17 protein-coding genes are annotated in these 17,773 nt (G+C 58.1%); 5 read left to right on the plus strand and 12 right to left on the minus strand.

Annotation, left to right across the window (positions count from 1 at the left end; genetic code table 11):
• Positions 1 to 1,443 carry a nodulation protein NodH gene (locus tag ACR0DB_RS17230; protein ID WP_170771397.1) on the plus strand — a complete coding sequence of 481 codons (1,443 nt, stop codon included), beginning with the start codon at positions 1 to 3 and terminating at the stop codon, positions 1,441 to 1,443.
• Here the strand turns inward: ACR0DB_RS17230 and ACR0DB_RS17235 are convergent.
• The 8 genes from ACR0DB_RS17235 to hslO all read right to left on the minus strand — a co-directional run bounded on the left by ACR0DB_RS17235 (position 1,427) and on the right by hslO (position 10,658).
• Complete coding sequence (locus ACR0DB_RS17235) at positions 1,427 to 1,945, minus strand: L,D-transpeptidase family protein (RefSeq protein ID WP_480552210.1); 519 nt, start codon at positions 1,943 to 1,945, stop codon at positions 1,427 to 1,429. The two genes, ACR0DB_RS17230 and ACR0DB_RS17235, sit on opposite strands and share 17 nt — an antisense overlap.
• A gap of 60 nt (positions 1,946 to 2,005) precedes the next feature.
• Entirely contained in the window at positions 2,006 to 2,791 is a 786-nt protein-coding gene (locus tag ACR0DB_RS17240) for an ion transporter (RefSeq protein ID WP_480552211.1), read from the minus strand.
• An 18-nt stretch (positions 2,792 to 2,809) separates the two neighbouring features.
• Positions 2,810 to 4,033, minus strand: a complete 1,224-nt coding sequence (locus tag ACR0DB_RS17245) for a class I SAM-dependent RNA methyltransferase (protein ID WP_480552212.1) — start codon at positions 4,031 to 4,033, stop codon at positions 2,810 to 2,812.
• 47 nt (positions 4,034 to 4,080) lie between these two features.
• Positions 4,081 to 5,913: an ABC transporter ATP-binding protein gene (locus tag ACR0DB_RS17250; RefSeq protein ID WP_480552213.1), complete on the minus strand. Its 1,833-nt coding sequence runs from the start codon at positions 5,911 to 5,913 to the stop codon at positions 4,081 to 4,083.
• On the minus strand, positions 5,910 to 7,748 hold the full coding sequence (locus ACR0DB_RS17255) for an ABC transporter ATP-binding protein (RefSeq protein WP_480552214.1): 1,839 nt from the start codon (positions 7,746 to 7,748) through the stop codon (positions 5,910 to 5,912). The genes ACR0DB_RS17250 and ACR0DB_RS17255 overlap by 4 nt, the downstream gene beginning before the upstream one ends.
• Before the next feature lie 192 nt (positions 7,749 to 7,940).
• The gene (locus ACR0DB_RS17260) at positions 7,941 to 9,095 is read right to left on the minus strand and encodes a CCA tRNA nucleotidyltransferase (RefSeq protein WP_480552215.1); all 1,155 of its coding nucleotides are present in this window, start codon (positions 9,093 to 9,095) and stop codon (positions 7,941 to 7,943) included.
• The gene (locus ACR0DB_RS17265) at positions 9,092 to 9,697 is read right to left on the minus strand and encodes a CoA pyrophosphatase (RefSeq protein WP_480552216.1); all 606 of its coding nucleotides are present in this window, start codon (positions 9,695 to 9,697) and stop codon (positions 9,092 to 9,094) included. Before ACR0DB_RS17265 ends, ACR0DB_RS17260 begins: the two co-directional genes overlap by 4 nt.
• Positions 9,681 to 10,658, minus strand: coding sequence for an Hsp33 family molecular chaperone HslO (hslO, locus tag ACR0DB_RS17270; protein WP_480552218.1), 978 nt, complete (start codon positions 10,656 to 10,658; stop codon positions 9,681 to 9,683). The genes ACR0DB_RS17265 and hslO overlap by 17 nt, the downstream gene beginning before the upstream one ends.
• 76 nt (positions 10,659 to 10,734) lie before the next feature.
• On the opposite strand from hslO, the gene ACR0DB_RS17275 reads away from it, so the two are divergent.
• On the plus strand, positions 10,735 to 11,178 hold the full coding sequence (locus ACR0DB_RS17275; protein WP_480552220.1) for an NUDIX hydrolase: 444 nt from the start codon (positions 10,735 to 10,737) through the stop codon (positions 11,176 to 11,178).
• Here the strand turns inward: ACR0DB_RS17275 and ACR0DB_RS17280 are convergent.
• Complete coding sequence (locus ACR0DB_RS17280) at positions 11,145 to 12,458, minus strand: PP2C family protein-serine/threonine phosphatase (protein ID WP_480552222.1); 1,314 nt, start codon at positions 12,456 to 12,458, stop codon at positions 11,145 to 11,147. The genes ACR0DB_RS17275 and ACR0DB_RS17280 overlap by 34 nt on opposite strands.
• Before the next feature lie 135 nt (positions 12,459 to 12,593).
• Between ACR0DB_RS17280 and ACR0DB_RS17285 the strand changes: the two genes are divergently transcribed.
• Positions 12,594 to 12,917, plus strand: coding sequence for an Hpt domain-containing protein (locus ACR0DB_RS17285; RefSeq protein WP_480552224.1), 324 nt, complete (start codon positions 12,594 to 12,596; stop codon positions 12,915 to 12,917).
• A 3-nt stretch (positions 12,918 to 12,920) separates the two neighbouring features.
• Here the strand turns inward: ACR0DB_RS17285 and ACR0DB_RS17290 are convergent, their stop codons facing one another.
• From ACR0DB_RS17290 to ACR0DB_RS17300, 3 genes are all read right to left on the minus strand, one after another.
• Complete coding sequence (locus tag ACR0DB_RS17290; protein ID WP_480552225.1) at positions 12,921 to 13,799, minus strand: glycosyltransferase family protein; 879 nt, start codon at positions 13,797 to 13,799, stop codon at positions 12,921 to 12,923.
• A gap of 81 nt (positions 13,800 to 13,880) precedes the next feature.
• Complete coding sequence (gene ilvA, locus ACR0DB_RS17295) at positions 13,881 to 15,107, minus strand: threonine ammonia-lyase IlvA (RefSeq protein ID WP_480552227.1); 1,227 nt, start codon at positions 15,105 to 15,107, stop codon at positions 13,881 to 13,883.
• A gap of 59 nt (positions 15,108 to 15,166) precedes the next feature.
• Complete coding sequence (locus tag ACR0DB_RS17300; RefSeq protein ID WP_480552228.1) at positions 15,167 to 16,015, minus strand: hypothetical protein; 849 nt, start codon at positions 16,013 to 16,015, stop codon at positions 15,167 to 15,169.
• 100 nt (positions 16,016 to 16,115) lie between these two features.
• Here ACR0DB_RS17300 and ACR0DB_RS17305 point away from each other — a divergent pair, with 100 nt between their 5' ends.
• The gene (locus tag ACR0DB_RS17305) at positions 16,116 to 17,342 is read left to right on the plus strand and encodes an argininosuccinate synthase (RefSeq protein WP_170771370.1); all 1,227 of its coding nucleotides are present in this window, start codon (positions 16,116 to 16,118) and stop codon (positions 17,340 to 17,342) included.
• A gap of 144 nt (positions 17,343 to 17,486) precedes the next feature.
• Entirely contained in the window at positions 17,487 to 17,768 is a 282-nt protein-coding gene (locus ACR0DB_RS17310) for an SCP2 sterol-binding domain-containing protein (protein ID WP_480552231.1), read from the plus strand.
• Positions 17,769 to 17,773 lie beyond the last annotated feature (5 nt).

Consider the following 17,773-nt stretch of genomic DNA (forward strand, 5'->3'; position numbering starts at 1 on the left):
ATGGCCAAAACCTTCGACTATTTTGTCATTCTCGCCGCCATGCGCACCGGTTCGAACCTTTTGGAAGCAAACCTGAATGCGCTGGACGGTGTGACCAGCCATGGAGAGGCGTTCAACCCGCATTTCATCGGGCGCATCAAAAAGGACGATCTGTTAGGAATCACGTTGGATGAACGCGATGCGGACCCGCTGTCCCTGCTGGACGCCATCCGGTCGGACGACGGTCTGAACGGGTTTCGGTTTTTCGACGGTCACGACAATCGTGTGTTAGAGCCTGTTTTGACCGATCCGCGCTGCGCCAAGATTATTCTGACGCGCAATCCTTTGGACAGCTATGTTTCGCTTAAGATCGCGCGGGAAACCAAGCAATGGCAGCTCAAGAACATAAAGCGGCGGCGCGAAGCGCAGGTTGGTTTTGACGCGGCCGAGTTCGAACGGTTTCTGGATCAACACCACGCCTTCCAAACCTCGATCCTACACCAGATGCAAGCCACCGGTCAGACCCCGTTCTACCTTGCCTATGAGGATCTGCGGCGGCTGGACAGTTTGAACGGCCTGGCCGCATGGTTGGGGGTTGAGGCGCGGTTGGATGCATTGGACGACACGCTCAAACCGCAAAACCCGGAACCGGCGCGCTCCAAAGTGACAAACCCTGATGAGATGGAGCGCGCGCTGCCCACTCTGGACCGGTTCAACCTGCATCGCACGCCGAATTTCGAGCCCCGGCGCGGTCCGGCTGTTGCGACCTATGTGGCCGCCCCGCAAACGCCGCTGATGTATCTGCCTGTGCGCGGCGGGCTGGAAGGGCCGATCACGCAATGGCTGGCGGATCTGGATGGCGTGCCGCAGGATGATCTGACCACGGGCCAGAACAGGCGACAAGCACGGAACTGGCTGCAATCACATCCCGGACACCGCAAATTCACGGTGCTGCGCCACCCTTTGGCGCGGGCTCATACGGCCTATTGCCGCTATATCCTCAGCACCGAACCGGGCGCTTATCTGAAAATTCGCAACATGCTGCGCAATCGGTTCAAACTGCCAATCCCCGGTCAATTGCGCGACGGCAATTATCCGATCGAGCAGCACCATCAGGCTTTTTGCGAATTCCTGACCTTTCTCCGCCAGAATCTGGCCGGTCAGACTCCGGTGCGCGTTGACGGGGTCTGGTGCAGCCAGGCACAAGTGCTGGAGGGGATGGCGGGTTTCACGCCCCCTGATCTGATCCTACGCGAAGAAGACGTCACCACTGCCCTGCCCGAGTTGGCGCGCCGTTTCGGCCATGAGGCCCCCCCGACTCCAACGGCCGTAGTGCGCGATGCGCCTTACGACCTGTCAGACATTTGTGACGAAAAAATCGAGGCGCTGGCGGCCGAGACCTACCAGCGCGACTATATGCAATTCGGATTTGATCGGTGGAAACCGGTTACGCGCGCAAGGTGATGATCGTGCCGCGGTTTACCATCGCGTAGATCTCTTCAATCTCTTCATTCTTGACGGCGATGCAGCCTGCCGTCCAATCGGGCGTTTTCTTGGCTCGTTTGCGTTCAGCCCGTCTGTTCGGTTGGCCGTGGATAAAGATATCCCCACCCGGATCAACCCCGGCGGCTTTGGCCTGCGCAACATCGTTGGAATTGGGATACGAGATTCCCAACGACAAGTGATATCGGCTGTTGGGGTTGCGGCGGTCGATCAGATAGGTGCCCTCGGGGGTGCGCCCATCGCCGCGCTTGGTCTTGGTCCCTTCGGGGGCGAATCCAAGATCAACATCATATTCCTTGAGGACGTGTTCGTTGTGCAGAAGATACAACTTCCGCGCGCCCTTGTTGATGACCAAAGATGTTACTTCGGGTCCATCATAAGTTAGAAAACGTGGGCTGGCCGAGGCACAGGCCGAAAGGCCTACCGCTGCCACAGCACCCAATCCAAATGCTCGACGATCCATATTTCACTGCCTGCTACTTATTTTTTTCCGAAATTATGCCATAAAACCCAAAAACTGAAATCATTTTTTGCTGTTCGCCTGCTCGGCCAGGCGTCGTTCGATATTTTCCAGCCGTTCCAGCACCTCGTCCCGATAGGCATCGGTTTTCACTTCATCCTCGGCATGGTGCGCGTCCTGCATCGAGTTCACGATCAGACCAACCAGCAGGTTCACCACTGCAAAGGTCGTGACCATGATGAAGGGAACAAAGAACAGCCATGCATAGGGATAAACCTGCATCACTGGGCGGACGATCCCCATAGACCAACTTTCCAGCGTCATGATCTGAAACAGTGTATAGGCCGACAGACCCAGATCGCCGAACCAGTCGGGAAAGCTGCCCGAGAACAGCTTGGTCGAGATCACAGCCCCGATATAGAACAGTATCGCCATCAGCAAAAATACGCTGGCCATGCCCGGCAGCGCCGAGATAAAGCCTTCGACCACCCGACGCAGGCGCGGCGCGACCGAGATCACGCGTAACACTCGCAGAATTCGCAATGCCCGCAACACAGACAATGCGCCGGCACTGGGGACAAGAGCTATGCCCACAATGATAAAATCAAAGATATTCCAGCCGCTTGTGAAGAACCGACGCCCGGTCGCGACCAGTTTCATCGCGATCTCGGCCACAAAGATCGCAAGACAAAGCTTATCCAGAGTCACGATCAAAGGGCCCGCAGCCTCCATCAACGTCTCGGAGGTTTCCATGCCCAAGAGAGCGGCGTTAAACAGGATGACACCGGTGATGAATTTGCCGAAAATCGGCGCTTCTATAATGGTCAGCAGACGCTGATTGATGCCCATTCGGGATCTCCAGTGCGATTAGGGGTTCAGAGCGAACCGGGCGGCAAGTTCGGTGTGGGACGACCACCGAAATTGGTCAACCACCTGTACCCATTCAAGGGTGTAGTCTGCGTTAACCAGCGTCTTTGCGTCGCGGGCAAAGGTGACCGGGTTGCACGAAACATAGGCAATCACCAGAGGTTTGGCCTGCGCCAGCTCGGCAGTTTGTGCCTCTGCCCCGGCGCGGGGCGGGTCCAGCACCACGGCGTCATAGGGTTTCAGCTCGTCCGGCATCAGCGGGCGGCGGAACAGATCGCGCGCCTCGGTCGTGACTTTTTTTAACCCCTGTGCCCGGCGCCACCCCTGATCCAACGCGTCGGTCATCGCAGACTCGCCCTCAACTGCATGAACTTCGGCAGTTTGCGCCAGAGGCAGCGAGAAGGTTCCGCATCCTGCAAACAGATCGACAACCCGCTTTGTCCCCTGCGTGGCCTGCAAAACCGCCTGTAACAGAGCCTGTTCGCCCTCTTTCGTCGCCTGCAAAAACGCACCAGGCGGCGGTACAACCGCAGCTCCGTTAAAGCGCTGAACCGGGGCGTGGCGCATCGCAATAACCTCGCCCTCCCAGCTGAGGCGGGCAAGCCCATGTTTCTCGGTCGCTTGCGCAAGGGCCAGTTCCATCGGGCCATCCAGCGGTTTGCCGCCTTTGACCGCAACGTCCAGCCCGCCTTCGGACAGGGTCAGGGTCACCGCCAGCACACCTTTGCGACTACCACCCAACAGCGCAAGCGCCTCGGCCACGGGAATGGCAGCGATCAGGGCCGGGTCCAGCAGGTGACAATCGGGGATCTCGGTGATGGTATCAGACGCGCGTCCATGGAACCCGGCAAGCGTGCCTTTCTTCGTCCGCCGCACGGCAATCGTTGCACGGCGACGCGAACGTTCCGGCGAGGTGTGAATGGGCCGCATCGGGGCATCGAGCCCCTGCGCGGCCAGCGCGTTGCGCACCACCGCCACTTTCCAGTCAGCAACAAAATCATCCGCCGCGTGCTGCAATTGACAGCCGCCGCAGGCCTTATAGTGGCGACACGGTGCCTTCACCCGTTGGTCCGAGGGGGTTTCGACCCGGATATCAGTCAAAACCTGCCCGTTAAGCGTGCCGCTGACCACCTCACCCGGAAGGGTTCGGGTGGCATAAACGGGACCGTCGGCTATCCCGTCGCCCTGATGGCCAAGGCGGTTTATGGTGAATGTCTGAGTCATGCGGGCCTGATACCGGTGCTTTGCACACAACAAAAGCCCTTTGGGCGCTATTCCGCCGCCTCGGCCTGAATGAATCCGCCCGACTGGCGGTGCCAGAACCGCGCATAAAGCCCGCCTTGATCCAGCAGCGCGTCATGCGAGCCGGATTCGACGACGCGGCCCTGATCCAGAACCACGATCCGGTCCATCTCGCTGAGGGTGGACAGGCGGTGGGCAATGGCCAGAACGGTTTTGCCTTCCATCACGCGGTGCAGGGCTGTCTGGATCGACGCCTCAACCTCGGAATCCAGCGCCGAGGTCGCCTCATCCAGCACCAGAATTGGGGCGTCTTTGAGGATTGCGCGGGCCAAAGCGATGCGCTGACGCTGTCCACCCGACAGCTTTACGCCCCGCTCACCCAGATGCGCGTCATAGCCGGTGCGACCGTGAGCATCTTGCAGGGACAGGATGAATTCATGCGCCTCGGCCTTTTTTGCGGCGGCAATCATCTGATCCTCAGAAGCATCGGGGCGGCCGTACAGAATATTGTCACGCGCCGAGCGATTGAACATCGCGGTTTCCTGCGTGACCATGCCTATCTGACGGCGCAGGCTGTCCTGCGTCACCTGCGACACGGCTTGCCCATCAATACGAATAGCGCCTTTTTCCCCGTCATAGAGCCGCAATAGAAGCGAAACGAGCGTCGATTTCCCTGCGCCAGAAGCCCCAACGATCCCCAGTTTTTCGCCGGGGTGAATGACCAAATCCACATCCGATACGCCGCCGATATCACGACCATAGGCAAAGCTAACGTGGTCGAAGGCGATCTGACCCTGACCCACTTTCAGATCCTTTGCGGCAGGTGCATCCTCGACCCGGTCACGTTTGGCCAGGGTTTTCATGCCATTTTCGACCTCGCCGATATTGGCGTAGAGACCCATCAGGGTGAAACTGACCCAGCCGGTCATCTGCGAAATGCGGATCGAGACCGCGCCCGCCGCAACGATATCACCCGCCGTCGCAATGCCGCTGCGCCACAGCCACAAGGTCGCGCCCATCAGCAAGACCGGCAGAACACCTGCCAGCACCATCAGGATGAACCGGAAAGCGGCAGACAGGCTGCCGAACTCCAGAGATCTTTCGCGCAGATCGACCATAGCTGTACGCGCGGCCTGATCTTCGAACGCGGAATGGGCGAACAGCTTGACCGTCTTGATATTGGTGATCGTATCCACCACTTGCCCCGACACCATCGCCCGCGCCCCGGCCCGCGCGGCCGAGCGCAACCGGATTCGCGGCAGATACCAGCGGATCAAAAGGAAGTAGACGATGAGCCAGCCGATAAAAGGCATCATCACCAGTGGATGAATCGATCCTAACAAAAGCAAAGAACCCACAAGCGAGGCCAGCGCAAAGACAATCGCACTGATCGTCTCGGACACGACCGAGGCCATCGCGTTCGAGGTCTGCATCTGTTTCTGCGCAATCCGTCCAGCGAAATCGTCATCGAAATAGGTAACCGACTGGCCCAGTGTCCAGCGGTTTAGCTTGGCCAACACCAAAGGCGTGATATTGGGCATCACGACATAGTTGTTCGACAGGGCCGACATGCCGAAAAACACAGGGCGCAGCAGCATGAAGAACGCGGCACCGCCAAGGATGACCCACAGATTGCTGCCGCTCAGAAAACCCTCGGGACCGCCTTGGGTCGCCACGTCGATGACGCGCCCCAAAATCCAGGCGGTTCCGGCTTCCATCGCACCTGCCGACGCCGAGAAGAACGCGGCAACAAAGATCATCGGCCAGGCGCCCGAAAGGCTCCAGCGAATGAACGCCCCCAGCGTTTGCGGCGGGGGCGTTTCGGTGGATTTGAACGGGTTTATGAGGTCAGCAACCCTCATTCCGCGGCCTCCGGGTTCAGAAAGCCGCCGGATTGCCGCGCCCAGAACTGAGCATACAGTCCGCCCTGCGACAGTAGCTCTGCATGGCCACCCTGCTCGACGATCTTGCCGCCATCCATGACCAGAATACGGTCCATGCGGGCGATCGTGCTAAGACGGTGAGCAATGGCGATCACGGTTTTTCCCTGCATCATGCCGTAGAGCGTTTCCTGGATTGAGGCTTCGACCTCGGAATCTAGGGCGGACGTCGCCTCATCCAACAGCAAAATCGGCGCATCTTTCAGAATGACTCGCGCCAACGTCACCCGTTGCCGTTGGCCACCAGACAGTTTCACGCCACGCTCACCCACATGCGCGTCATAACCCGTGCGCCCCTGCGGGTCTTGCAGATCAAGGATGAACTCATGCGCTTCGGCTTGCTTGGCGGCGGCGATCATTTGCTCCTCTGTCGCTCCGGGGCGGCCATAGAGGATGTTGTCCCGGACCGAGCGGTGCAGCAACGCGCTGTCCTGCTGCACCATGCCGATATGGCTGCGCAAACTGTTCTGCGTGACCTGTGCGATGTTCTGATCGTCAATCAGGATCGCGCCCTGTTCGACATCATAAAACCGCAAAAGCAACTTGACCAAGGTCGACTTACCGGCTCCGGACCGCCCGATCAGACCGATCTTTTCACCAGGCTGAATTTTCAGGTTGATGTGATCCAGCCCTCCGGTCTCGCGCCCATAGTGATGCGACAGATCGCGGATGTCGATCTGACCGTGGATCAGCTGCAAAGGCTGTGCGTCCGGTGCATCGAGCAGGTCGATGGGTTGAGCAATCGTCTCCATCCCTTCGGCCACGACACCCAGCTCCCGAAAGAAGCTGGTTAACGCCCACATGATCCAGCCGGTCATCGCATTCAGCCGCAAGGTCAGCGCCGTCGCCGCCGCGACCACCCCGACCGAGGCGCTGCCCTGCATCCAAAGCGCAATGGCCCAGCCGACCACGCTGACGATCAGCAGCCCGTTCAGCGCAACTAGGACAGCATCCATGATGGTGAAAATCCGCATCTCGATCTGGAATGTGCGACGCGTTTCCTCGATCGCTTCGCGGGCATAGCCCAGCTCTTGCGCGTCATGGGCAAACATTTTGACCGAATGGATGTTGGTATAGCTGTCCACCACCCGCCCTGTCACTTCGGACCGCGCATCCGAGGCCGCCTTGGACGCGGGCCCCACCCGCGCAACCGTCCATCGTACTAGCAGCGCATAGAGCGCAAACCAGATCAGCAACGGCAATAACAGGCGCGGATCGGCGGCCATCAACAGGATCGCCGCACCCACCAGATACGCAAGCGAGAAAGAGATCGCGTCAAACACCTGAAACACCGCCTCACCCGCGGCGGGAGGCGTCTGCATGATGCGGTTGGCGATACGGCCGGCGAAATCATTTTCGAACCATTTCACCGACTGGCGCAGCACATGATTATGGGCACGCCATCTAAAAATAGTCCCTACATTGGGCAAAATTGCATTGTTCAGCAGCAATACATCCACCACATGCAACAGCGGACGCAGCAGCAGAACGAAGATGGCCATCAGAATCAACTCGGTGCCATGGGCTTTCCAGACTTCGGCCGGAGAGCCGGACAACAGGTCCACAACGCGGCCCATGTAGTAGATCAGCCCAACTTCGACCGCGGCCACAATGATCGAGATCAGCGCCGCCCAGACAAACAGCCCATAGAAGGGCCGGGTATATTCCAGCATGAACGGCCACAGCCGCGTGGGCGGCGTGTTGGTTTCCGTGTAATCGGCAAAAGGGTCAACAAGGTTTTCGAAATAGCGAAACATGAAGCGTGCTCCAGATTGAGCAGATAATAGGTCGTGCGAAGAAAGATGGTGCCAGAACACCACCCTTACGGGTCAACGTGTCCCGGCTTTAGCCGAACCAGATCCCGTAATACATTCGCATCCCTCCATTCATGTGACAGGCGCACGTAAGCACAAAGAAACCAAATTGTCATCCCTTTTTGAGACTTTGGCTCAGCTTCCCAGCAGTTCTTCACGGGTGAGGACAAACCCGGACGCAATCCACCGCGTCTCAAGCTCTGCCAGTTTTTTGCCCAGCGCGGGGCCGGTGAAATCCGGGATCAGATCGGTCGCTTGAACTGGGAAATCGGCGGCAGCCCCTTTGCGCAGATCAGCACGCATGTCTTCTGACCAAGGCTGTTCCAGAAGAGCGCAGCGCAGCAAAGCTTCGTGCAGACCATCCTCTTCGCCGTCGCGAAAGCCCAACTCGGCAATGGATGCGGTGTCGCTGGCCTCATCCCGCATCCGGGTCAAGCGTTGAAGCTGGGTTTTGCTCAGGCGCAGGGTCTTGGCGATCTCAGGCGGGGCAATGGCGGCCAGACGGCGGATCGGTTCGGGATCAACCCCCGCCTGTTCTTCTAATGCAATCAAAGGAGCAAGCGCGCGGTCATCCGCCCCTGGCAGGATTTGAGACAGAGCCCCCGCCTGCCGCATCGCCGCGACCGAAGGCGCAGGATTCGGCGAACCCAATAGTTTCAACAGTTCAGCGCCAACGCGTTCGCGAGACAGGGCGGCAAGCCCGTCCAGATTGGACGCAATCGCGGCCAGTGCATCGGGGTCAAACCCCGCCTCAGCGTCGCCATACCACGCATGAAACCGGAAATAGCGCAGCGACCGCAGGTAGTCTTCGCGAATGCGGTGTTCTGCCGTGCCTATGAACCGCACCCGTCGCGCCTGCAAATCGCCCAACCCGTTCAACGGGTCCAAAACCGAGCCGTCAGGCTGGGCGTAAAGCGCGTTCATGGTGAAATCGCGGCGGGCCGCGTCCTCTTCCACGTGATCGGAAAAGGCCACTACGGCCCGGCGACCGTCGGTTTCCACGTCACGGCGAAAGGTCGTGATCTCATGCGGGATGCCATCGCTGACGACAGTGATGGTACCGTGATCAATCCCGGTGGGGATCGCTTTCAGACCAGCACCCTGCGCCAGCTCCATCACGCGTTCAGGCCGCGCATCCGTGGCAATGTCGATATCCGAGACCGGAGCCCCCAGCAGCGCATTGCGCACGCAACCACCCACAAACAAGGATTGCGCGCCCGCATTCACCAGCGCCGCGCAAACTGTTTGCGTCGCCGGGTTTGACACCCAATCTTCGGTGATCACCGTCATTCGCTCATCCGTGCAGCCAAACCTCGCAGCATTCGGGCCGTCGCGCCCCAGATGTAGTAGGGACCATAGGGCACCGTAAAATAATACCGTTTCTGACCCCGCCACCGGCGCGATTCAACGAGATAGTTTTCAGGGTTCAGCACATGCGCAAGCGGGACCGAGAAAACCTCGTCCACCTCACCAGGTTCAGATACAAACCGGACCCTGTCATGCAAGATTGCCACGACCGGCGTGACCGTGAAGGATGTCACCGTCTCATGCGTGGGCAGATGGCCCAGAATTTCCGGCAGATCCTCGGGCAAGCCAATCTCTTCACGGGCCTCGCGCAGGGCGGTGGCGGTGACATCCACATCCCCTTCATCCTGCTTACCGCCCGGAAAGGCGATCTGCCCCGGATGATGTTTGAGGGCCGAGGATCGTTTCGTCAGGATCAGGCGCGGCGTGCCATCGGCGATGGAAATCGGAACCAAAACGCCGGCCGGTCGCAGCTTGCGCCCTTCGGGCAGAACCGTGTCGGGGTTCAGGTCAAAATCGCTTGACCTGTTGCCGGGACGGCGCAGGGCCGCCCGCAGTTGATCTGTCAGTTCAGGCGTCGTCAGCATCGAAACCAACAGTGCTGGGATCCAGCACGTAATGCGCTCCGCAGAACTGGCAATCCGCGGTCACGTCACCCTCGGGCGTGGTCATCTTTTCGATGTCCTTGGCCGAATAGATCGACAGGCTTTGCCGCACACGGTCTTCGGAGCAGGTGCAGCCGAACTGCACCGGCTGCGCATCGTAAACACGCGGCTGTTCCTCGTGAAACAGGCGGATCAGCAGGTCGGTCGGCGCAATGGACGGTCCTATTAGTTCAAGATCGTCCACCGTATCCAACAGGATGTTGACGCGGCCCCAGTTTTCGCCCTCTTCCCCGTCCACCAGATCATTGGCGGTCAGAATCTCGCCCGCGCCCTGACCCGAAGCCGCAAAAGGCGAGGCTTTGGGCATGTGCTGCAACATCACCCCGCCCGCGCGCCAATGCTCACCGACGCCCGGTTCGGTCGATTTCCCAAAACTCAGCGAGAACCGCGTCGGCAACTGTTCGGACTGTGCGAAATAAGCTTCGGCACAGGCGCTGAGTGAGCCACCGGCCAGCGGCGTAATGCCCTGATAGGGCTGCGTACCCTCGCCCTGGTCGATGAGGATGGCGAAATACCCCTCGCCAACCTGATCAAACGGCGCGGCATCGGTCAGCTTATCATGGTCGAAACTGGCATAGGCGCGGATGCGGGCCGGTTCACCCTCGGCCTGCGGGGCATAGTAATCGGTTGCAATCATGCGCACCGCCCCCTTGGATTGCACCTGCAAAGACAGCTTCCAGCGCAGCGAAACCGTCTGACCGATCAATGCGGTTAGCAGGGCCATCTCGGCCACCAAAGCCTCGACCTTTTCAGGGTAGTCATGCTGCTTCAGGATGCCGTCCAGCACCCCGTCCAACCGCGCTACGCGGCCACGCATATCGGATACATCGAGTTGAAAGGGCAGGACGGTGTCGTCCCACGCGATTTTGGTTCCAAGAGACATGGGGTTTCCTTACACGCCACAGATTGGCATACCGCCAGCATATAGGTCGAAGATTTCGGGTTGTAAGGGGCCATACATGATCAGACGGTTCGGTGAAACCCCGCAAGCAGGGCGCAAATACACGCAGCGAGTAGGAGTTTACGCCTTATTGCCGCGCGGGCAGCAGCTTTTGCTGACCTGTCAGTTGGAACCCGGCCCCGATCTGCAACTTCCGGGCGGCGGTATCGATCCCGGCGAATCACCCATCACCGCGCTGCATCGCGAAGTGGCCGAGGAAACCGGCTGGCTGATCGCCGCGCCCCGGCGCGTCGGTGCCTTCCGGCGCTTTACCTACATGCCGGAATACGACCTGTGGGCCGAGAAGATCTGCCTGATCTACCGCGCCCGCCCGGTGCGGCGCATCGGCCTCCCGACCGAGCCGTTTCACGAAGCGCTGTGGATGGAGGCCGCAGATGCAGCCCAAATGTTGGGCAATGACGGGGATCGTCACTTTGCCACGCAATATCTGCTGGATCTATAGTTCCCGTTATATTCGAAGAATACGGCCGAGACGTCATCATCCATGCCCTTCCCCGGTGCCATGGATTGCGTCAACCGCCAGAACATGTCGTCCAGAAACTCGGTCCCGCTGCGACCCGGCGCGCAGTCGGTTGCCAGGCGCCGCAGCCCGTCTTCGTCTAGCAGAGAGCCATCGGCCAAGCTGCATTCGGTGAACCCATCTGAATAGAGCAGCAGCTTGTCGCCCGGTTCCATATAGATTTCGGTCCGCTGAAAAGACACGTCTGACAGCAATCCGATCGGTAAACCGCCTTCGCCCAGAAACTCGGTCCCACCGTTCCGGCGCAACAACAGTGGATGCGGATGGCCAGCCTGCACCATTTTGACATGCCCGTTGCGCAAATCGACAATGGCATAGACCATGGTGAAATATTCTTCGACCCCTGCATCCGCCATTAAACGGGAATTGAGCGTTTCGGCCACGTCTTCAGGCGGTAAAAGCGCAAAGAACTTTTCAAAGCGCCGCTCCATCGCGACGTTTTGGTCAAAATGCTGACTGGAGAGATATCCACCCAGTCGCGCGGTCATCATCGCCGAAGTGATCCCGTGGCCCGAGACATCTATGCTATAAAATCCCACGCGATTCACGCCCGGTGAGAACATGCCGACAAGATCGCCCCCGATGTGACCGCAGGGCTTCAACAACATGCTGACACGCGACTTACCGAATTCCCGCGACAATTCGGGCACCAGAGATTCCTGGATCTTGCGCGCCTGCATCAGGTCCTTGTCGATTGCATCATGGGCCACCCGCAATTCGCTGAGCGCCGTTTCGATCAACCGGTTCTTTTCCGAAAGCTCGTGCTGCATGTCCAAGATGCGCGCCCCGGCCGAGATGCGCGCGCGCAGCTCATCCGCCTCAAGCGGTTTGATCAGAAAGTCATCCGCGCCGGCATCCAGACCCCGTGCCACCTCTTGCTTTTCACTTTTAGCGGTCAGCAGGATAAAATAGCTGTATTGATCCGTTTCCAACGCCCGAAACGCCCGGCAAAATTCCGGCCCGCTCATCCCCGGCATAACCCAATCGCTGAGCACTAGATCGGGCAGGTCCTGCGCACAAATCTCAATTGCGGCATCGCCACTGTCAGCTTCGAGAACATCGAAGCCCCATTTTTTCAGCGACGCCACCAGGATTCGGCGCTGCAGGCGACTGTCGTCAACGACAAGCACCGTGCGGATACCGCCAAACCCCAGCTCTGCCCTGGTTTCTGCCTGACTGACCTCTGCCACCTGATCCCTCATGTCCATCCTTGCGCGGCAACCCTAGCGCGCGGCTATTTAATATCCGGTGAAAGCATGGGGTTCGCGGTCTTTAACCAGGCTTTTACCGATCCCGCGCTATCAAATTCTTGAAGCGGAAATTGTGGAGGCTAGGTTATGATCGACTGGCCCAGGGTCAGACAGTTGCGGGACGAAGTCGGGACCAGTGAGTTCGACGAGGTGGTCGCAATTTTTCTGGACGAAGTGCAAGAGGCACTTTCCCGCCTGCGCACCGACTCCAACCGCAGCGGGTTCGAACAAAATCTTCATTTTCTGAAGGGTGCCGCACTAAGTCTTGGATTCAAATCGCTGGCAAAGCTCTGTCAGGACGGAGAGAGGCAATCTGCGCAAGGACAATCTCAGATGGTAGACATAGCGCAGGTATTCGCGGTGTTTGAAACTTCGCGTATAGAGTTCAAGTCCGGTTTAGATCGTTTGTAGAGGCTACAGCTTAATCGGGAATTTTTCTGGGAAGCGGAATTTTCTAAAGGTGACGTCCTCCCGCCGATCGTGGGTGAAATAACCGTCATCCAGTGTCTTCAATGTTCGAAGCGCATCTCTCCGACACATCTCCACACACTCTTCCATGGGAAATTCTGGGGATCGCTTCACATCGCGGGCCAGACGTGTGTGGCGGTACATTCGCCGCCGCCAACCGACAATACCAACAGATTGACCGGGCGTCACTGGGATTGAGACGCCGTCTGCTGTCGCGTCGTCGACCAACGGCACTCGCTCATCTTCGCGGCGCTGAACTTCCTGCAAGTTTCCATAGTGAAAATGCAAATTGAACAAACCGGGCAGCAGGTCGAAGCTGTCATTCATCACACCATGCCCGCCAGTCCCAAAAGAAACCCGCCGTTGGACGACAGACGGTTTGGAATGTGGAACCTCCAATAGACAAAACTTGTCGCTCGAAAACAGTGTTTCCTGATCACTGCCCTGCGTTGCCACCAGATTGAACCCCACCGCCCCGGCCACATTTTCCTGGAAGTCGAACTTGTAATCCAACAGTGCAGACCCGTCCGCCGTTACCAGCAATTCGTCGCAATCTGCCACGATCACCCGGACATAGAACTGCGTCAGCATGGCCGAAAAATCCGACAACATGCGCCAGCGGGCGTAGTCAAAGCTTTGATGCAGCCCATCACGCAAAATGGCGATCACGTTGCAGCCCTGTCCGATCCGATCAATCTCGGGATCAGCACCGTGCGACAGGATATACACATTCTCGGGGCCAAGCTGAGTTGTGTAATAGGCGACCCATTTCTCAAGGTACCAATAATCGCGCCATACCATGGTCACTGCTGCAAGCGGCTTCATCTGTGCACTTTCCGGTCCTGTTCACCTGAACGTGCGTAGGCGAAAACCAGAAGGCAAACAAGGCGGTCGGCCCGCTTGCAATCAGATCACGAACTGCGCCAGCGTTTCGTCTTCGGTAATATCGGTATAGGTGAACCCAGCCTCGTCCAGATGCGCAAACAAGCGGGCGAAATTCTCGGGTTTGCGCGTTTCAATCCCTATCAGGACCGAGCCGAAATTGCGGGCCGATTTCTTCATATATTCAAACCGGGCGATGTCATCCTCAGGGCCGAGGATATTGAGAAACTCTTTCAGCGCACCCGGACGTTGCGGCAGGCGCAGGATGAAGTATTTCTTGACCCCCGAATAACGCTGTGCTCTCTCTTTCACTTCCGGCAATCGCTCGAAATCGAAGTTGCCACCCGAGGTCACGCATACGACGGTTTTGTCTCGGATAAAGCTTTGAATGTCGCCCAGCGCCTCGATCGCCAATGCACCTGCGGGTTCCAGCACGATGCCTTCGACATTCAGCATTTCGATCATGGTGGTACAGATACGGTCCTCGGACAAGACATGCACGTCAGACAAGTGGCGCGATTTCAACAGCTCGAACGGTTTCGCGCCGATTTTTCCGACGGCCGCTCCATCAACGAAATTGTCTACGTGATCCAACGCAACCGGATGCCCGGCCGCCATCGCTGCGTGCAGGCAAGCCCCGCCTTTGGGTTCGACAAACAGACAATGGGTGCGGTCCCCGAACCACGTTGCCACGCCCGAGGACATCCCGCCCCCGCCCACCGGCAGGATCACGTGATCTGGTATTTGGCCCAGCTGTTCTTCGATCTCAACCGCCAGAGAGGCCTGCCCTTCGATCACGTCCTCATCGTCGAAGGGCGACAGGAAATGCCCGCCCTCCCGCGCGCACCACGCTTGCGCGGCGGCCAGAGTGTCATCGAAATAGTCGCCGGTCAGGTGGATTTCGATATTGTCGCCGCCGAAGATTCGGGTTTTCTGGATTTTCTGCTGCGGAGTCGTCACCGGCATAAAGATCACGCCACGCACGTTCAGGTGTTTGCACATGAACGCCACACCCTGTGCGTGATTGCCCGCGCTGGCGCAGACAAACAGGTCTTGTCCCTGTTGCTTACGCATGGCGTTGAACGCGCCACGAATTTTATACGAGCGCACCGGGCTGAGATCTTCGCGCTTCAGCCAGATATCCGCGCCATAGCGATCAGACAGATGGGCATTCCGTTGCAACGGCGTCGCCGGAAAGACTGAGCGCATCGCCTGTTCGGCAGCGCGGGCGCGGGTCATGAAATCACTCATGGCCCGTTCAGTGGCCGATCCTGACTAAAAGAGCAAGGAATACATATGTGTACGAGACCTTAATCCAGCGAACGGTTTTCTACAACGTACCCATAGAGCGTCGTCAGAATCGTAACGTTCAAAAGGAAAACAAAGAACTGCGCTGCGACCCCGACCGGGCCCTGATACGCCGGCATATCTGCCATTTTCTCGATACCTGTTTGTAGCAAGCCCTGAGCAATTGAGTTCGCCGCTATCAATACAACGATCATTCGGTTGGGGCTTTGTATCTTCCTCCAGGCACGCCAGCTTTCTGCCAATGAAATAGGATTGCCAACGGCGTATGCAGGCAGGATTAGGCTGCACCTGAACAAGATCAGAGCAGAGAATACGGCGGGCACAATCATGGCCGCGAAACCCAACAGCACGGAAAACTGCCCGAAGACCTGAAACGCTCCAAAAATGAAGAAGGTCGCCGGTACAAACAAAACCAACGATACAGCGGCCAACAACAAAGCGCGCAAGAAGTATCCGCCAATCCTCAGAATGCTAAAGGGCGGAACGATCCCGTAGCGGTATTCCCCAAGGAGAATATGGCGATGCCAGGCGGTGATACCCCACATAGTCAGGATGCCGTTGATGACTAACAGAACAAAAAACCAGGGGAAAAAGAACCTGAGGACAGCACCATCTGGCAACTCTATCTTCTTGCCCCAGCCAAAGCTTTCTCCGATTGCCGAGAGATAAGCCAGATCCAGGCCGGAAAGGTGAAGAAACAGAAAGAAAAAGGCCAAAGAAATGAAGAACGGCGCCCAGAACACGCGAAATGCCGAAATAAAGTTTCTCAATATTAACGTAATAGCATGAACAAAAATACCCAACCCAGCAACGAACCAACTACCCTCAACCAAAAATTGTACACAATACAAGCAATACATCCGATTTCCGAAAGCCCGTCAACGCAGATAACTTGCCCCGCGCGGCAAAACCCGTTAGGGGCCAGTCGTTCTACGCATAAAGGGAAGTCAGATGTCCGCGCCCAAGAAAGTTGTTCTGGCCTATTCCGGTGGCCTTGATACCTCGATCATTCTGAAATGGTTGCAGACCGAGTATGGCTGTGAGGTGGTCACCTTCACCGCCGACCTAGGTCAGGGTGAAGAGTTGGAACCAGCTCGCCAAAAGGCCGAGATGCTGGGGATCAGCCCCGAGAACATCTTTATTGAGGATATTCGCGAAGAGTTCGTCCGTGATTTCGTCTTCCCCATGTTCCGCGCCAATGCCCAGTATGAAGGTCTGTACCTGCTGGGCACGTCGATTGCGCGGCCTCTGATCTCGAAGCGTCTGGTTGAGATCGCTGCCGAAACCGGGGCCGACGCCGTGGCGCATGGCGCGACCGGCAAGGGCAACGATCAGGTGCGCTTCGAACTGGCCGCCTATGCGCTGAACCCCGAAATCAAGGTGATTGCGCCGTGGCGTGAATGGGATCTGACCAGCCGCACGCGTCTGATCGAATGGGCCGAAGCACATCAGATTCCGATCGCCAAAGACAAACGTGGCGAGGCTCCGTTCTCGGTCGATGCGAACCTGCTGCACACCTCGTCCGAGGGCAAGGTTCTGGAAGACCCCGCCGATATGGCGCCCGACTATGTCTATCAGCGCACAGTTCATCCCGAAGACGCCCCGAACGAGCCCGAGTTCATCGAAATCGGCTTTGAAAAAGGCGACGCGGTCAGCATCAATGGCGAGGCGATGAGCCCGGCTACCATCCTGACCAAGCTGAACGAATATGGCGGCAAGCACGGCATTGGCCGTCTGGATCTGGTCGAAGGCCGGTTCGTTGGTATGAAATCGCGCGGCATCTACGAAACGCCAGGCGGCACAATCCTGCTGGAAGCGCACCGTGGTATCGAATCCATCACCATGGACCGGGGCGCGATGCACCTGAAGGACCAACTGATGCCGCAATATGCCGAGCTGATCTATAACGGCTTCTGGTACTCGCCGGAGCGTGAGATGCTGCAGGCCGCCATCGACAAGAGCCAGGAACATGTCACCGGCACCGTCCGTGTGAAACTGTACAAAGGTCTGGCCTCGACCGTGGGCCGCTGGTCGGATCACTCGCTGTATTCCGAAGCGCATGTGACCTTTGAGGAAGATGCCGGTGCCTATGACCAAACCGACGCGGCGGGCTTCATCCAGTTGAACGCGCTGCGCCTGAAACTGCTGGCCGCGCGTGACAAGCGTCTGTCGAAGTAGTCAAAACCGATCTTTGATGGAACCCGGTGCCCGAAACGGCGCCGGGTTTTCTTGTGCCATCACTGCCGCGTCAGTTCCCGTTGGGTCATGCTTGCCTGACGTCGCGCTTTACCCTTACGCAAAGGTCAACCGAGGAGGACCACCATGTTGCAAGAGATCGCGGACGGCATTCAAAAAGGCCTGAGCGGCAAGAACTTTGACGGCTCGCTGAAATTCGATTGCGGCGACGATGGCGTGATTGTTCTGGCAGACAATCAAGCCACGACGCAGGATCAGGACACTGACTGTACGATCCGCATTTCCAGAGACAACCTGACGAAACTGCTGACCGGCAAGCTGAACCCGATGACGGGCGTGGCCTTGGGCAAGCTCAAGATCTCGGGGAATATGGGTGTGGCGATGAAGCTGGGGCAGTTGCTGGGATAAACTCG

The organism is Ruegeria sp. AB6, assembly GCF_056542685.1.

Bases quoted from the DNA above. Each gene is read 5' to 3' on its own strand.
- ACR0DB_RS17280 (WP_480552222.1), bottom strand. From the start codon at position 12,458: ATGAGGGATCAGGTGGCAGAGGTCAGTCAGGCAGAAACCAGGGCAGAG.
- ACR0DB_RS17290 (WP_480552225.1), bottom strand. From the start codon at position 13,799: ATGAAGCCGCTTGCAGCAGTGACCATGGTATGGCGCGATTATTGGTAC.
- ACR0DB_RS17275 (WP_480552220.1), top strand. From the start codon at position 10,735: ATGATCAGACGGTTCGGTGAAACCCCGCAAGCAGGGCGCAAATACACG.
- hslO (WP_480552218.1), bottom strand. From the start codon at position 10,658: ATGTCTCTTGGAACCAAAATCGCGTGGGACGACACCGTCCTGCCCTTT.
- ACR0DB_RS17285 (WP_480552224.1), top strand. From the start codon at position 12,594: ATGATCGACTGGCCCAGGGTCAGACAGTTGCGGGACGAAGTCGGGACC.
- ACR0DB_RS17305 (WP_170771370.1), top strand. From the start codon at position 16,116: ATGTCCGCGCCCAAGAAAGTTGTTCTGGCCTATTCCGGTGGCCTTGAT.
- ACR0DB_RS17310 (WP_480552231.1), top strand. From the start codon at position 17,487: ATGTTGCAAGAGATCGCGGACGGCATTCAAAAAGGCCTGAGCGGCAAG.
- ACR0DB_RS17245 (WP_480552212.1), bottom strand. From the start codon at position 4,033: ATGACTCAGACATTCACCATAAACCGCCTTGGCCATCAGGGCGACGGG.
- ACR0DB_RS17260 (WP_480552215.1), bottom strand. From the start codon at position 9,095: ATGACGGTGATCACCGAAGATTGGGTGTCAAACCCGGCGACGCAAACA.
- ACR0DB_RS17265 (WP_480552216.1), bottom strand. From the start codon at position 9,697: ATGCTGACGACGCCTGAACTGACAGATCAACTGCGGGCGGCCCTGCGC.
- ACR0DB_RS17235 (WP_480552210.1), bottom strand. From the start codon at position 1,945: ATGGATCGTCGAGCATTTGGATTGGGTGCTGTGGCAGCGGTAGGCCTT.
- ACR0DB_RS17255 (WP_480552214.1), bottom strand. From the start codon at position 7,748: ATGTTTCGCTATTTCGAAAACCTTGTTGACCCTTTTGCCGATTACACG.
- ACR0DB_RS17230 (WP_170771397.1), top strand. From the start codon at position 1: ATGGCCAAAACCTTCGACTATTTTGTCATTCTCGCCGCCATGCGCACC.
- ACR0DB_RS17240 (WP_480552211.1), bottom strand. From the start codon at position 2,791: ATGGGCATCAATCAGCGTCTGCTGACCATTATAGAAGCGCCGATTTTC.
- ilvA (WP_480552227.1), bottom strand. From the start codon at position 15,107: ATGAGTGATTTCATGACCCGCGCCCGCGCTGCCGAACAGGCGATGCGC.
- ACR0DB_RS17250 (WP_480552213.1), bottom strand. From the start codon at position 5,913: ATGAGGGTTGCTGACCTCATAAACCCGTTCAAATCCACCGAAACGCCC.